We start from the raw sequence: 15,496 nt of genomic DNA on the forward strand, positions 1-15,496 counted from the left end.
ATCAGCATAGTTGAAAATACTGAATAGCAAGGAATGGCTTTATGAAGAGATGGGTTGAGTTGATAATGCGATATCCCCGGCTTACTATCGCGTCTATTGTGTTGCTTACCGCTATTGCCATAGTGGGAATGCTGCAGGTCAAGTTTGATACTTCCACAGATGCGATGATGCCTAAGAATAACGAGGTGTATAGATATAATCAACAGGCAAAAAAAATATTCAGTGATGTCAATACCTACGTCCTGACGGCGATACAGGCCGGGGAAGGCAGCGAACTGTTTTCAAAAGAGAACTTTCAGCATCTGAAGAATCTTGTACTGGAACTGCAGGAATATCAGAAATTTAATGAGATTGAAGAGAACAGGAGACTGCAAAGTCTTCTTGATGCCGGTAAAGCGGAAATACGCATAAAAGGAAAACCGATTACGGAAAAAAAAGCTGATACCGGCGATATTGACAAGCTGGAAGAACAGCTCGACAACGAGATTTTTGGTGATGATCATACGGAAAAACCTGAAGCAGAAAGTGCGGAGAAAGATATCTGGGATATTTCGCAACCGATCACGAAAAATAAATTTTATGCCAATGCGATACGGGAACGAAACGAATATGATTACAGTGGCTATGTACCTGTTTCATTGAGGGATATAAAAAAGGCACTGGGGACAGCCGCAGTAAGTCAGCTGGATACGATCATAGAAAAACATTCTTTTGGGCATATGACCGATGATACGATCCTGACAAAAAGAGAATACCGCCTTATTGTAGAATCATGGGAGAGTCTGTATCTCTATAAATCAATGAGAATCATAAAGATGATGCTGAATCCCCTGACCGGCGGTGATATTCATGGAGAGAAGGACAGGATAACGCTGAGAAGGTTTCTTCCCGTGGAAGCAAACGGGGAAATAAAGATCCCTGAATCGGCAGAAGAGTTTAACCGGCTGAAGAAAACACTTATACTGAACCCGGCCTATGAGTCAGTCCTTTATTCTCTGGACCCGCGTGGTGATATTCAATCCCTGGCACTAGGCATTGTTCTGCGTCCCATCAAGACACACACGGAAATTTTCAGCTACTTATATGCCGCGATTAAGAAAAATGAAACTAAAACTCTGAAGCTTACCCCCGTAGGAATCCCGGTCTATGAAAAGTTTATATTCGATTATATGAACAAGGATCTGAGAACGCTTATTCCCCTGGTGCTCTTTGTAATTGTCATGACTTTTTTCCTTAATTTCAGATCGCCGCGCGGGGTCATCCTTCCGGCGCTGTCGGTAACGGTCAGCACGATCTGGGTGGTTGGCATCATGGGCTTTTTTAAAATACCCATTACAGTGATGGTCAATATGCTGCCGGCACTGCTTGTTGCCGTGGGCAGTTCCTATGCCATACATGTCTATACACAGTATCTCCATGACCGTGACACGATTATTGCCGCTGATAAGAAACTCGGACTCGTCAAGTCGATGAATCATATATCATCCACGGTAATTCTTGCGGCTTTGACAACGGCAATCGGTTTTTTTACGCTTGCGGTCAGTGAACTGATTTCGTTGAAACACCTTGGTATCTTTTCGGCACTGGGCAGTTTGCTCGCGATGATTGCTGCTGTTACTCTGATTCCCGTGGTTCTCCTGCTTCTGAAAAACCCGCAGGGTAGCGGTAAATTACCGGCGGGCGATGATATCAAGCGTAACCGTCTGGTGGGGAAAATCATTATCGTTTTTGACCATCTAAGCCAGAAGAGGGGACGGGAAGTTATTGTTGTCTCATGCATTTTGTTTGCCGTTGGCGCCGTGGGGATCAGTAAAATAAAACTGGAATCCACGCCCATGAATAATTTTAAAAAGGATTCATACCTGTATAAAGCGGAATTCATGATGGGCAAGTATTTCAATGGAAGCCTGACCATGAACCTGGTGTTTGACTCGGGGAAAAAAGACGGCGTCAATGATCCGGCCTTTCTTAGAAATATGGAAAAAGTAAGAAAATGGCTGACTTCACCTGAAAACAGGGAAAAGTATCAGATGCTTCATACAACGGCCTATGGTGATTTCATTAAAAGAATAAACAAGGCTATGCATAATGAAGATCCCGACTATTATACCATCCCCGATTCCCGGCAGACCATAACTGATTACCTGCGGCTTTATTCCGACACCGATGAAAATTCCGACGGCCGGGTCGATGTCATGGAATCATTCGTAGACACGCAATTTCGGTATGCCAATATCCTGGTCCGCGTTGGTTCCATCGACGGGCGTCTCTATTCTTCCCGTCTTGTTGATATATCCCGAAAAGCAATTTCACAGTATATCGGCAATGATCCTGATTTACGGAATTACCGGTGGTTTTTACTGGGGGAATCAATGAATTTTATGGTCATTTCCCGTATGATTATCGATGGTCAGCTGCAGAGCATATTCATAACGCTGACTCTCGTCATGCTCCTGATTCTATTTCTTTTCAGAAATATCAAGGCGGCCCTGGTTTCCATTATCCCCATTTCAATGGCCATCGTTGTCACGTACGGCATCATGGGCTACACGGGAATTCCTCTCGATATATCAAAGTCGCTTCTCGCCGCTATTGCCATTGGTATCGGTGTCGATAATACAATCCATATGCTGAAAACCCTGAAGTTTCACTTGCACAAAGGGCTTCCCCTTGCCGAGGCCATGGATTTTGCCTACAGGGAGGCCGGTATCGCCATTGTATATACGTCGCTGGCCCTTATTTTCGGTTTTGCTGTTTTACTCCTTTCAGAGTTTCTGCCAATTTTTTATCTTGCAATATTAATGGTCCTTACCATGGTTATATCCACCGTTTCTGCTCTTGTTCTTCTGCCTGGTATTATTTTTTACTTTAACCTGAATGTTGATCAGGAGCTGGATTGGAAGATTTTTAAAATAATTAACTTTAAGAACATTTTTGAGATTGATAAATGAAAATTTCGGGGGCAAATATGAAAAAGATACTTATTGTTACAACAGTACTATTCACCATATTCTCAGGCGTGAACAGTTCTTTCGCCATTGACGGAAAAGAGATAATGGAGAAGGTAAAGGCACTAAAAAAACCCATGACGATAATCCAGTCAGCCGTTCTGCTGATCGTAAAAGGAGAGCGCCGTGATGTATTGAAATTTGACGGTATCTTTAAAGATTACGGCAATGAGTCAAGAGTGCGGATTATGTTTAAAGAAGGAACGAGCATGGAGTTCCTGGTGGTACATGAAAAGGGCGGAGGAAGCACCCAGTGGCTGAAGCTTTCCAATGGCCGTATCCGCCAGGTGCCCCAGGGAGAGAAAGGAAATACCTGGCTGAACTCCCACTTCTATAACGTTGATATAGGCGGTGTTACAGAAAGGCAAAATGTCACCTACACGCTGTTGGGAGAAGGGGAAGTCGAGGGCGTTCCCTGCTACAGGATTCAGGGGAGCGGAAATCCCAATGGAGTTTACAGCAGCAGTATTCTGTATGTCGGTAAAGACGACTATATCGTTCGCCGTGTCGAACTTTTTGAAAAGGGAAAACATACCAAGACACTTATCCTTGAAAAGATTGAAAATATTTCAGGGATATCCACACCCAGGAAAATAACAATGGAACGGGCTGATGGCCTGGGTAAGAGCATTATCTACATAAAATCCATCAATTATAATAGTCCCGTGTCGGACAATGAACTGAAACGATCGGGTTTTTGACTCTGTTGCGATCAATGAAAAGAATAGCCATGGTAGTACTACTGGTACTGGCGGCTTCCGTTGCCGGTGCCCAGACCGAGGAAGAACTGGACCGGGAATTGCTGGGCGATAGTGCTTCCTCCGATATCCAGGAGGAAAAAAATTCCTGGGAGATAAACGGATTTCTTCGCAGCAGTCTCCAGCTTGCCCTTCCCTTCAGCGCCGATGCTTCAGAGTACGAGGTGGTAAAATTAGAGGGAAGGGGAAGACTGAATACACAGTACAGCAGCGGCACTTTTTCCGCCAAGGCTTCCGTTGACGCCTTCTACTATCCAATCCAGCATTTCAAAGATACCTTTCCCCGGAACCGTATTGAGGCCGCCGAGTTGTATGTTGCCGGTGGCGACCGGTTCCAGTATAAGCTGGGCATACAGCGCTTTGCCTGGGGAAACGCTGAAATTTTCGGGGTCACGGGTTTTTTCAACCGGCTCGATTTATCCGAGTCCCTTGCCAAGGATCCCTCTGATATCACGCGGGGCGTTGCAGCCCTTTCCCTGAAATATATTTTCGGTGAACTGGCCGTTGAAGCGGCCTGGTGCCCAATGCAGTATCCCGTTATTGTGCCCAGGGGATTCTGGGCGCTGAAAGATCATAAACCCTATGAAACGGAGTTCATCTACAATGATTCGGTCCGCTACGATATGACGAAATCATCGGCGGGTGCACGGGTGGGCGGGACCATGCAGGGGTTTGATGCCTTTATATCATATTTTAACGGCTATAGCTCCAATGTACTTATCAACTCAACAATGATAGAAACAGGCTCCTTAACTGCCGGTGTTATAGGCTATGATGAGGTAAAAAGGGAAAGCAGTCTGGAATACATGCGGGTAAATTCCATCGGCCTTGAGTTTTCCAGGGTCATCAGGAAGGTGACGCTCAGGTATGAATCAGTTGTAACGCCCGATATGGGAGCCATGAAAAAGGTGACCGATGATGATGTGGACAGTGTTATCCTGGCCATGTCAAATGATGCTTCCGACGGGGAGCTGGCTTCCATCGATCGTGTTCCCTACTTTGCCTATACCCTGGGGGCCGACTGGAACATATGGGGAGCCAATGGCATGATCCTCCTGGAGTGGACCCAGGGATTGTATCTCAGGGATATGACTGATTACAACTATCCGGCCCTCAGTTATCTCATGGTGATATTTCTTCAGGATTCATTTTTTGACAAGCGGCTTACGGTACGGGGCGGTACGGTCTTTCGGCCCATAGCGATTCTGCCCGGGGGACTGCTGAGCGGAGAAGTGGCCTGGAAGTTCATGCAAAATTGTGAGCTTGCATTCCGGGGGATGTTTTTTTTCGGGAATGACGATGATCTTTTCGAATACTTCAAAAACAAGGATGTTATTGAAGTCCGTATGAGCTATTTATTTTAATTGAAGGTGGAAGATCGCGTTATACACGAAGAGCCGCGTTGCAACGCGGCTCTTCATGTATAACGCGATTCCGTGAATAATAATACTTATTTTTTCATGCCGGGAATCAGCAGTTTCTGGCCGATGTGGATAACCTTGGGATCCGTAATTTTATCTTTATTGGCCGCATAAATTTCCCGCCACCTGTCATACCTGCCGTATAATCTCTGGCTGATGTCGACAAGATTATCCTTGGGCTGGACATCATAGTAATAGTTATCATCATCTATCACGGGTTTGACGACGGGCTCAGCCTTTTTAACCGGTGGTGCAACGGGCTCCTCGTTTTCAAGTTTTTTGAGTGTCTCACCAGGAGTTTCATTCTGTGTGCTGATAACCGATGGTTCGCTGATTTTTGCCGGTTCCTTGGTAATCAGGCTGCTGATCTGCGGTTTATAGAAGAAATACAGAATTCCTCCAATGACGATGAGGGCAATGATTATGATAATACCCTTTGATGAGGATTCCTTCTCCTCTGCCGGCATTGCAACGACCTGAGGCGATGATGTTGCGGGTTCTTCCCAGATGGGTTTCATCTGCGAAGGCTGTGCCTGTTTGCGGGGTGCCGCTGGCTTTTTTACAGCAGATTTCTTTTCCACTTTTTTCGGTACGGTTTTTTTTACAGCTTTTTTCGATACAGCTTTTTTTGCCGGCGCCGCTTTAATATTTTTTACCGCTGGTTTGGCTGCCGGTTTTTTAGCCGGGGCCTTTTTCTTCGCTGTTTTCTTCTTTGTTGCCATGGTGTCCCTCTCTTATGAATGATACATGATCAGTGATTCGGTTAATATTTTTATATGTAAAGAAACCTTGTATATTATATATTTAATAAATGTACCGTAGAAATGCAAGAGAAAATCGAATAATATGGGCAGATTCCACTATTTTTCAAGGAATAATATGCACTTTGATGAAATTTTTTGAATTGGCAGGGAATCTCATTATATTAATGGCAGCGGGGGAGGTGCGTCATGGCTGAAAGAATATATCCAGGGAGTGCTGTGCATATTGTAGACGCGGTGGTGAACCGCTTTGTTCAACAGGAAACAACTCATGATGACAGTTTCAATGCACCCGATGCTGAGATGGCACGTAATGAAAGTGAACACGCAGCATACAGCGATAACTGGGGAATTGACTGGTAATTAAATTTGATTCGGCACGCAGCTTACATCCTCACTGCATGTTAATTTATTTATCATGCAGGGGGAATGTACTGTTCAGTCTATAAAGAAGCAGCCGTTCTTCTTTCCATGATTCTTCGCTCAAAAGTTTTTGATACCCAGGAATCAAGGGGCGCTCTTCTTCTGTCCCGAAGTTTTCTTCTTTCAATAAATTCTTTTTCCTCCTGCGTCGGATTAATTTCGTCTTTATAGAGGGTATCAATGATAGCCGCATACCTGCTGACAACTTTATTGCGCTTCACTTTAAGTGTTGGTGTGAGCAGATCATTTTCAATGGTAAATTCGGGAACAATGGCGAATTTTTTAATGGACTCAAAGGATGCCAGGCTCCTGTTTTTTTCATCGATTTCCTGCCCTATGAGGGAGTATATTTCCCTGTTCCGCATGAGAGACTCGAAATTATCATGTTTCAAATCCCTGCCGCGGGCATAGTCTTTGATATTTCCTTCGTCAAGCGTTATGAGAGCTGAGAGATAGTTCCTTCGGTCGCCTATCACACAGACCTGGCTGATATATTTTGATGTTGCCAGGAGACCCTCGATTGCCGAGGGTGCGATATTCTTTCCTCCCGAGGTGATGATAAGGTCCTTTTTCCTTCCCGTGATACGGAGAAATCCCCTGCGATCTATTTCTCCCACATCCCCGGTGTGGAGCCAGCCGTCTTCCGTCAGGGCCTCTTTAGTCTCTTCAGGCATTTTATAATACCCCTTCATTACGTTTCGTCCCCGCAGGAGCACTTCTCCATCGGAGGCGATTTTTTGCTCCACACCGGGTCCAGGGAGGCCTACCCAGCCAAAACGGTAATCGTCAAATCGGTTCACATGACTGAAAGACATGTTTTCCGTCATGCCTATCCCTTCCAGGATTAAAATGCCGGCGGCATGGAAAAATTTCGCGATGGATGGTTCAAGCGGGGCAGCGCCGCTGACACAGAAGCGGATCCTGCCTCCCAGGGCATCCTTCAGTTTGCTGAACACAAGCTTTGAAGCCAGGGCATATTTAAATCGCAGTGAAAGCGGAACGGGTATATCATCGAGGAGGCAGTCGCTTACCTGGTAGCCCGTGTACCTGGCCCAGTTGAATATCTTCAGGGCTGCCCCGCCTTTGGCCTCGGCTCCCGAGAGTACCTTCGAATAGACCTTCTCGAATATCCGCGGGACACTGCAGAAGAAGTGGGGCCTGGCGATTTTAATATCCTCGACGATGGTGTCCATGCTCCGCGAGAGGGTAACGGGAATATTCATGAGAACCGCCGTGTACACGATGAGGCGCGCGTAGATGTGCGCCAGGGGGAGAAAGACGAACTGTTCCTCGTCGCCCTGCAGGTGAAGGCTTCCCTGAACGATCTGTGGAGATATGATGGCGTTTTCGTGAGTGAGCATGGCGCCCTTGGGAACGCCCGTGGTGCCCGAGGTGTACACCAGGGTGGCAATATCATCCTGGCGGACCGCACTGAGCATGGCTTCCAGATCGCTGTCAGGGACCACTTCGCCCAGTTTCATGAAATCATCAAAGGATATGACCCAGTCATCTCCCTCATACGAACCATTCAGGAGTATTACTTTCCGGATAAGGGGAATTTCACTTTTGATTTCATATACTTTGTGAAGCTGGGTCTCGTTCTCCACGAAGATGAGCACGGCATCGGAATGGTTGATGATATATCGGCAATCCCCGGCAAGGAGCGTCTGGTATATGCCCACGGTGCAGGCGCCGATACCGGTGATGGCCATGTCCATGAGTATCCACCGGTAGTTCGTATAGCTGATGATGTTGACCTTGTCTTCTTTTTTTACTCCCAGGGCTATGAGGCTTTTTGCCGCCTTCCGAATATCGCCAAGGTAGCCCTGCCAGGTTATGGATTCTGTTTTTCCCGCCTGGGGAAACCAGGTGTAGGCCTTTCCCTTCGGGCTGGCATCGACGGTCTTTTTCAGCATTTCGTAAAGATTGTTAAATTCTCTGAATTCCATGACAGGACCCCCTTTTTATATATTAAGGACGGTGCAGGCAATTGAGAGAAACAATGGTGAAGATCGTGGTGATATTAATAAAAAAGGTATAAGCCGGGAGATTTTCAAGAAAAAGGACCGGAACAGGGGGAAATAGTGATTTTTCTAATTTATGTTGACAATCCTGTTAAAATGTATTACATTGTCTTACGCAATATTAATAAGGAGAGATGTCATGAATCAGACAATCACCATAAGAATACCGGAAGAAATGAAAAAGGATTTAGATGAACTGAGCAAGTCTGAACATAAACCAGTCAGTGATCTCGTACGTGAATCGATACGTCGATATGTGGCTATTAACAGATTCCGTCAGTTGCATAACATGGTATTGCCCTTTGCCGAAGCCCAGGGAATTCTCACCGATGAAGATGTATTTGATATTATGGGCACATCTAAAAATTAGGTTTTTCATTAATCAAAAAATGAAAAAACCTAATTTTACCTATGCTTGTGCCCACAAGGGAACTTCAAAAATCTAATTTATAGGGGTTCCCTTATATCATGAAGATAGTTCTTGATAGCAATATCATCATCGCCGCTTTCTCGACACGGGGCATGTGCTCCGCTGTTTTTGAACTGTCCGTTGAGAAATATGAAGTACTTATCAGCACACAGATTCTTGGGGAAGTGACGAAGAACCTGGAAAAGAAATTCAAAATGCCCGACAGGAATATACGGCAAATTGTCGATTACCTGAAAGAATTCTGTATCCTGTCAGAGTATACACGTATTCCTGAAAGCGTTTCAAGAGATAAAGATGATGATGGGATCATCAGTCTAGCCTATCACAACGCAGCGAAATTTATTGTGACAGGAGACAAAGATCTGCTGATGATAAAGAAATATAAGGCGGTACAAATCGTTACGCCACGGGAATTCTGGGAAACAGCAAAGAAGGATAAAAGCTTATAAGGAAGCTTTGTTTAATAGTAAATTCGTTATCTCACCACAATTACCTTTTCAGTATTATTTACAACAATCACGCCTCGGCCAGAAACTCCAGTATCCTGGCATGTATCAGCCCGTTGGAGGCCACGATCTGCGGGAATTCCGGGTCTGCAGCGCTGCCGTCATAGCGGGTCACGGACCCTCCCGCTTCCCGGACTATGAGGCTTCCGGCCGCCATGTCCCAGGAGCAGAGTTCCGATTCCCAGTAGCCGTCGAGCCTGCCGCAGGCCACGTAGGAAAGATCAATGGCTGCCGAACCCATGCGGCGGATTCCCTGTATATGGGGCAGGATGCGGTTGAACTGCCGGAGATTGTTTTTCTCGGGATTTTCCTTTTCATAGGGAAATCCCGTGGCCAGAACGGCTATCCCGATGTCATCAATAGTGGATACATGGATGGAATGACCATTGAGATGGGCGCCGTTGTTTTTCACGGCGCTGAAGAGCTCATCATGAAAGGGATCATAAATAACACCGGCCACGACACAATTCATGTCGCGTGAATAAACACCCAGTGAAACGCAGAAGATGGGGAGGCCGTGAGCATAGTTATTAGTGGCATCCAGGGGGTCCACATACCATATGAATTCGCCCTTGGTCTCTTTCCTGCTGCCCTCTTCGGCAATGATGGTATGGTCGGGAAAGCGGCCGCTTATCTTTTTAACTATATATTCTTCCGATGCCCGGTCCATGTTCGTGACCAGGTTTGTTCTGCTTTTGTAAGAAATGATCGTATCCTTTGACCGGAATCCTCCCATGAGGATGTCGCCGGCTTCCCGGGCAGTTTTATCGGCGAAGCTCAGTATATCATGCAGCATAATCAGTACATTCCTCCCACGCCGATCTGAAAATTGATTTCATGATGATCTTCGCTGAGATCGCCCATTTCTATAATGAACTTCTGGTAGAGGAAGAGATAGGGGAGCACCTGTTCGTCTACTCTCACGGACAATTCCGAACCGATGGCCCGGTAGCCCGAGAAGGGCGAGCCCGAGGCCCACTTGTCTTTGTTCATGCCGAACCATCCCTGGCCGTTGGGAGCCATGGAATAGGGATCTTCGTTCCCCAGGTCCCGGAGATAAAAGCGCTGCCGGTACTCAATCGTGAGGGCCCAGGCAAAGGAGTCATTGGCAGGGCTGATATTTCCCAGCGTGACTCCCAGGCCGATATCATAGACGCCCCAGTAGTCGGAGATGGGCGTGGCCGCGCTGTGGTTGAAGAGATAATAGTCCTTGAAGGACATTATCGTATAGTATTTCAGCGTTTTATCAACAGTATAGGTGAAGCGCCAATCCAGCATGTCAAAGTCCAGGGTCTGTCCCTTACTGGCCTCACCGTCATGGGGGAGGAAGCGGGGATAGAAGCGGATATCGAAGCGCATTTTCTCCTTTGTATAACCGAAGAGAAACCCGGTTTTAAAGTCCCACTCCTTCAGGTTCATGCCGAAGCTGAGATTGCTGCTCTCGTGTTGGCTGAAGATGAATCCCAGGCCCAGCATGAAGTTTCCCAGGCGGTACAGAGACTCCAGGGTTTCCTGCTGGGTGATGATTTCCGGCGGGGTCAGAGCCCCCAGGTAGGGGTTCTCGGCGATGAAGGTGAATTCCCAGGCCTTGATGGGGGTGAAGCGGACGAAAAGCGTTTCAGGGACATTCAGAATGGCCCCTTCATCGGCGACATACCGGTATCCCTTATTGCCGGCGAAGTAATATCCCGTGCGGATCATGAAATCGAGGGTGGCGACGATAATGGGAGTTTCCTCACGCTTTTTCTTCGGTTCCTTTTCTTTCTCCAGCGTGTCCTTTACGGTTTCCTTCTCCTGCCCCTTCCTCATCTCCCGTTCCTGCTGGAGCTTTTTCATGTAGGCGTCGGTGAGCCACTTCAGCACCTCCTTGTTGTCGGGGTCGTACTTCAGCACCAGCTCGCCGATGCGGACGGCGTTGATGTAATCACCGGTTTTATAATATATGAAACCCAGTTTTTCGCCGGAGAGGGTCTGGGATGGCAGCCGGCGGAGTGCCTCTTCATAGTTGACGATGGCCTCTTTGACATTGCCCGCAAGCTCATAGGACCAGGCCTTGTTGTGGAAGGCCATGGCGGAGTCCTTATCGTATTTTTCAATGGCCCGGTCGAATTCACCGATAGCCTCTTTGTACATTTTCTTTTTTCCCAGGTCAACACCGCGTTTATTCATGGTCTGCGGGTCTTCGGCGGAGAACGCCGCAGCACCCAGCAGCATCATGAATATGCCGGTGAGGAGGAGAAAGAGTAGCGATCTTTTTCTTTTGATCATGGGCTGTTCCTGTCCGGTGAAAAATCGTTCTGTTTGATTCCAGGTATTTCACATATCAATTATTATGTTGAAGATGATATGCATGTACCTGTAATATATACAGCATTATTTTATTTTCGGCAGAAAGAGGCAATTTTTTTTGTTGAATCGATTCATCCTGGATATATTTGACGTGCTTTCCGCTTTTTTGGTTGCTTTTTTCGCGGAATACCCTATTGAAGAGGTATGTATCCGGCCCTGCAGACACGGGGGAAACAATTCCTCCCGATAGAAGGATTGGAGGCTTCCCATGCATGATACAGGAAAAATCCTACGGCATATCCATGTGAAACAGGGGGATATCACCGGGGAAGAGACCGATGCCATTGTCAACGCGGCCAATCCCTCCCTTCTGGGAGGCGGCGGAGTTGACGGCGCCATCCACCGGGCAGCCGGACCGGGACTCCTTAATGAATGCCGCGGTCTGGGTGGCTGCAGGCATGGAGAGGCGCGTATCACCGGCGGGCATAACCTGAAGGCCCGGTACGTCATCCATACGCCGGGACCCATCTACCGGGGAGGGAAGGACGGTGAAAGGAATATCCTCCAAAGCTCTTATCACAATTCCATGAACCTGGCCCGGGAAAAGGGCTGTACATCCATATCGTTCCCCGCCATATCCACGGGGGTATACGGGTATCCCCGCGATGAAGCATGCCGTGTTGCCGTTGATACGGTGATTGATTTTATGAAATCGGAAGAATATCTGATTGATGTATATTTCGTTCTTTTTGATAATGACAATTATTCTCGCTATGTTAAATATGTGAAGGAGCTGCAGGACGGGATATGAATTATACAGAAAGGCTGAAAGAAGCATCGGACAGGTTCGACAGTATTGTCTGCCTTGGACTGGACCCGGTTGTGGAAGACATTCCGGAAAAGGGGGAACCGGCCGAGTGCATATTGCGGTTTTACGAAAACATCCTGGATAAAATTGTCCAGAAAAAGGTATTCCCCGGTTCGGTGAAACCAAACTACGCATTCTATGCCCAGTACGGTCTGAAGAGCATCGAGACCCTGGAGAAAATCGTGGGCCTGTACGCCAGGGAAGGCATTCCCGTCATACTCGATGTGAAACGCGGTGATATCGGGAAAACGGCCCAGGCCTATGCCCGCGAGGCCTATGAGTACTTCAAGGCCGATGCGGTCACCCTGTCCCCCTATCTGGGATATGATTCCATCGGTCCCTTTGTCGAGGAATATCCCGACAAGGGCAGCTACATACTAACCAAGACGTCGAACAAGAGTTCCGGCGAAATACAGGATGTTTCGTATAACGGCGCTCCGTTCTATGAATACATGGCGGCCATGATCCTGAAATGGCACCATCCCGGTATGGGTTCCGTTGTGGGTGCCACCTATCCCGAACAGCTCGACGCCATATCTTCTATTTTCATCGCGTCGGGGAAAGAGGTTCCCCTGCTGATTCCCGGTGTGGGAACCCAGGGTGGAAGCCTGGCGGAGGTGCTCCGGAGCCTTAAAAAATTTCCCGACATGCGCATTCACCGGATTAATTCCTCCAGCGCCATCAATTACGCCTACAAAAAGAATCCCGGTATTCATTATGCCGACGCGGCAGTTGAAGCCCTGAAACAGCTCAATGAAGAGATAGGGAGCATGTAATGACCAGGGACGCTCTGGACAGGGCGCGGGACACCGTTCTCATAGTGACGTCCCATGAAAAACTGGCCCGGGAAATAATTTTTTCTCTGGGCCCGGGATACGCGGCGACCCGGGCGGCAAACGCCACGGAAGCCTTCAGCTTCATGACCTTCCAGCGGCCGGGAGTGATCATTGCCGACAGTGATCTTCCGGAGAAGAGCGGCATCGAGTTCCTGCATAACATTCGGGGCGGGTACCAGACCAAGCTGATACCCTTTATCATGATATCCCGAAAGGACAATACGCAGCAGCGTATCCGGGCCATAGAGGCGGGAGCCGATGCCTATCTCAAGTACCCCTTTCTCGGCGAGGAACTGAGGGCCTTTGTGGCCTCCAAGCTGCATAAGTACCGGGAATTCTATCTTCTCTCCATCACCGATGAGCTGACACGTCTCTATAACAGAAAAGAGTTTATCAAAAAATTCAATGACGAGACCGATGTCAGAAATTCGGGGACCATCGCCCTGGCTATTCTGGACCTGGATTTTTTCAAGCGGGTGAACGATTTATACGGCCACCAGATGGGGGACCAGGTTCTGCAGAAACTGGCCGAGATGCTTCGCGGAAGAAGCTCTTCCTCGTTTTTCCCCGCCCGCTTCGGCGGAGAGGAATTCGTTATTCTCTTTCCCGGGTTCAATACGGACCAGGCGAAGGTTGTCATGGAACGCCTTCTCCATGATTTTTCCCTCGTGCCTTTTAAAACAGAAAAGACAACTTTCTACGTGACATTCAGCGCCGGGATCGCTGAATATCCCGCCATGGCTTCCAATATATCGGAACTCCTTTCCCGATCGGACCAGGCCCTGTACGCCGCCAAAGAAGACGGCCGAAACCGGATCTATTCATTCAGCCCCATCATGGCCAGGAATGACAAGTTCTGGGAATATCTTCGTTCGAACCGGGGGGTATTCATCGACAGCAGGGGTTGTGATTCTATCACAAAACTCCCGTATCTGCCCCAGCTCCTGGAAACCGTGGTGAACCTTGATTTTGAGCTTAACAGTATCGGGGTACTCGTGATCCGGTTCAGGCCCCTTTTTGATTTTGAAAAATATTTCGGCACGAAGAACTATTACTATGACATCGAAAATATCTCCATTATCATACAGAAATCCATAGAGCTCATATTCCCCACGGACATGTACGTGGGGCACAGCGATATTTTCGACCGGGAGTTTTTACTGCTGTTCCCCAGTATAATTGACTTCACCCTTAATACTGAAAGATTCAATGAAATTTGCCGTGAAATCTGCACGACAATTCAATACAGCCTCAGTGAATTTTCCATGAATATGGAGTGTTCCTTCGGCATCATCCCGTATGAACGAATGAATCCCCACGGCATGTACCGTTCCATCAATGCCATACGCGGTGAAATGAGTATCCATTCCGACAAGAGTGAAAAATTTATCAATTATCTGAAGACCATGGGCAATGGCGGCGGATCAGAGGACCTTCATGAAATCATGGAAATCAAGAATTTCTATTCCATTGATCTCCTGGAGCCCCTGTACCAGTATCCGGCCCTGAAGGAGCCTCTTTCCCGCGATACATTTTTCAGCGCGATTCTGGAGGAAAGCATTACCGGCAGGGAGAGTCTCGGGACATTTCTTGTCGCCCTCAGGGGCGTCGTTCCCGGGGACACGGGGCTGCCGCTTCTTCTTCCCTGGATATCATCCATTTCCTTTGACGAATACGTTGATATAGCCGCGGGGGTTTTCGGCGAAAGGGAGCTTGTTATTCTCATCAATGAGAGCGGTATACCTGCCGTATTGAAGTCCGGCTACATCAATACTCCCGCGTCGCTTCCCGGTACGGTGAGCATCGGGCTCGATAACTGCTTCATCGGCGCAGATATCCTGGGGTACCTTTCCATCATGGATTTCAGGGTATGCATTTTTTCCGAGAACATCTCCCGCAAGCTCCACCATTTCAAGGACCGGATCAAGATCATCAGCGGACTCATTCTTTTTCTCGACCAGGTGGGAATTCCCGCCCTGGCCCGGAACGTGCAGCTTGAGGAGGAATATCATATCCTCCGCGACCTGCACATTTCCTGCGCCGGCGGCGCTTATCTGGAAACCATCAGGGAAGGCATCATGGAAGAGGCGCCGCTGAAGCTGTGATCACCGCTTTGTTTTTTCCATAATGCATGTTTACAGAAAGGACGAGAAGAGCGCGAAGGCAAAAGCC

Annotated in this window: 13 protein-coding genes; 8 read left to right on the forward strand and 5 right to left on the reverse strand. The window is 47.7% G+C overall.

Annotation, left to right across the window (positions count from 1 at the left end):
* Nucleotides 1-41: 41 nt before the first annotated feature.
* Genes CVV44_09020 through CVV44_09030 form a run of 3 tightly spaced genes read left to right on the forward strand, consistent with a single transcriptional unit; the run spans nucleotide 42 to nucleotide 5,130 of the window.
* A complete protein-coding gene (locus CVV44_09020; GenBank protein PKL38999.1) occupies nucleotides 42-2,951 on the forward strand; it encodes a hypothetical protein in 2,910 nt (969 codons plus the stop codon).
* A complete protein-coding gene (locus CVV44_09025) occupies nucleotides 2,948-3,709 on the forward strand; it encodes a hypothetical protein (protein ID PKL39000.1) in 762 nt (253 codons plus the stop codon). The genes CVV44_09020 and CVV44_09025 overlap by 4 nt, the downstream gene beginning before the upstream one ends.
* A 14-nt stretch (nucleotides 3,710-3,723) precedes the next feature.
* Complete coding sequence (locus CVV44_09030) at nucleotides 3,724-5,130, forward strand: hypothetical protein (protein PKL39001.1); 1,407 nt, start codon at nucleotides 3,724-3,726, stop codon at nucleotides 5,128-5,130.
* Nucleotides 5,131-5,216: 86 nt separating this feature from the next.
* On the opposite strand, the gene CVV44_09035 is transcribed toward CVV44_09030, so the two are convergent.
* Together CVV44_09035 and CVV44_09040 are read right to left on the reverse strand one after the other, a co-directional pair.
* Nucleotides 5,217-5,909 carry a hypothetical protein gene (locus tag CVV44_09035; GenBank protein PKL39002.1) on the reverse strand — a complete coding sequence of 231 codons (693 nt, stop codon included), beginning with the start codon at nucleotides 5,907-5,909 and terminating at the stop codon, nucleotides 5,217-5,219.
* A gap of 482 nt (nucleotides 5,910-6,391) precedes the next feature.
* Nucleotides 6,392-8,320 carry a long-chain fatty acid--CoA ligase gene (locus CVV44_09040; GenBank protein ID PKL39003.1) on the reverse strand — a complete coding sequence of 643 codons (1,929 nt, stop codon included), beginning with the start codon at nucleotides 8,318-8,320 and terminating at the stop codon, nucleotides 6,392-6,394.
* A gap of 214 nt (nucleotides 8,321-8,534) precedes the next feature.
* Here CVV44_09040 and CVV44_09045 point away from each other — a divergent pair, with 214 nt between their 5' ends.
* A complete protein-coding gene (locus tag CVV44_09045) occupies nucleotides 8,535-8,765 on the forward strand; it encodes a CopG family transcriptional regulator (GenBank protein ID PKL39004.1) in 231 nt (76 codons plus the stop codon).
* A gap of 98 nt (nucleotides 8,766-8,863) precedes the next feature.
* Nucleotides 8,864-9,274, forward strand: a complete 411-nt coding sequence (locus tag CVV44_09050) for a putative toxin-antitoxin system toxin component, PIN family (protein ID PKL39005.1) — start codon at nucleotides 8,864-8,866, stop codon at nucleotides 9,272-9,274.
* A 67-nt stretch (nucleotides 9,275-9,341) separates the two neighbouring features.
* Here the strand turns inward: CVV44_09050 and CVV44_09055 are convergent, their stop codons facing one another.
* From CVV44_09055 to CVV44_09065, 3 genes are all read right to left on the reverse strand, one after another.
* Complete coding sequence (locus CVV44_09055) at nucleotides 9,342-10,124, reverse strand: inositol monophosphatase (GenBank protein PKL39253.1); 783 nt, start codon at nucleotides 10,122-10,124, stop codon at nucleotides 9,342-9,344.
* A gap of 5 nt (nucleotides 10,125-10,129) precedes the next feature.
* The gene (locus tag CVV44_09060; GenBank protein ID PKL39006.1) at nucleotides 10,130-11,599 is read right to left on the reverse strand and encodes a hypothetical protein; all 1,470 of its coding nucleotides are present in this window, start codon (nucleotides 11,597-11,599) and stop codon (nucleotides 10,130-10,132) included.
* A 105-nt stretch (nucleotides 11,600-11,704) separates the two neighbouring features.
* Nucleotides 11,705-11,890, reverse strand: a complete 186-nt coding sequence (locus CVV44_09065) for a hypothetical protein (protein PKL39007.1) — start codon at nucleotides 11,888-11,890, stop codon at nucleotides 11,705-11,707.
* Here CVV44_09065 and CVV44_09070 point away from each other — a divergent pair.
* Genes CVV44_09070 through CVV44_09080 form a run of 3 tightly spaced genes read left to right on the forward strand, consistent with a single transcriptional unit; the run spans nucleotide 11,889 to nucleotide 15,429 of the window.
* Nucleotides 11,889-12,431 carry an O-acetyl-ADP-ribose deacetylase gene (locus CVV44_09070; protein ID PKL39008.1) on the forward strand — a complete coding sequence of 181 codons (543 nt, stop codon included), beginning with the start codon at nucleotides 11,889-11,891 and terminating at the stop codon, nucleotides 12,429-12,431. The two genes, CVV44_09065 and CVV44_09070, sit on opposite strands and share 2 nt — an antisense overlap.
* Nucleotides 12,428-13,264, forward strand: a complete 837-nt coding sequence (gene pyrF, locus CVV44_09075; GenBank protein PKL39009.1) for an orotidine-5'-phosphate decarboxylase — start codon at nucleotides 12,428-12,430, stop codon at nucleotides 13,262-13,264. The genes CVV44_09070 and pyrF overlap by 4 nt, the downstream gene beginning before the upstream one ends.
* The gene (locus tag CVV44_09080) at nucleotides 13,264-15,429 is read left to right on the forward strand and encodes a hypothetical protein (GenBank protein ID PKL39010.1); all 2,166 of its coding nucleotides are present in this window, start codon (nucleotides 13,264-13,266) and stop codon (nucleotides 15,427-15,429) included. Before pyrF ends, CVV44_09080 begins: the two co-directional genes overlap by 1 nt.
* Nucleotides 15,430-15,496 lie beyond the last annotated feature (67 nt).

It is taken from the genome of Spirochaetae bacterium HGW-Spirochaetae-1 (assembly GCA_002839375.1).
GTDB lineage: Bacteria > Spirochaetota > UBA4802 > UBA4802 > UBA5550 > PGXY01.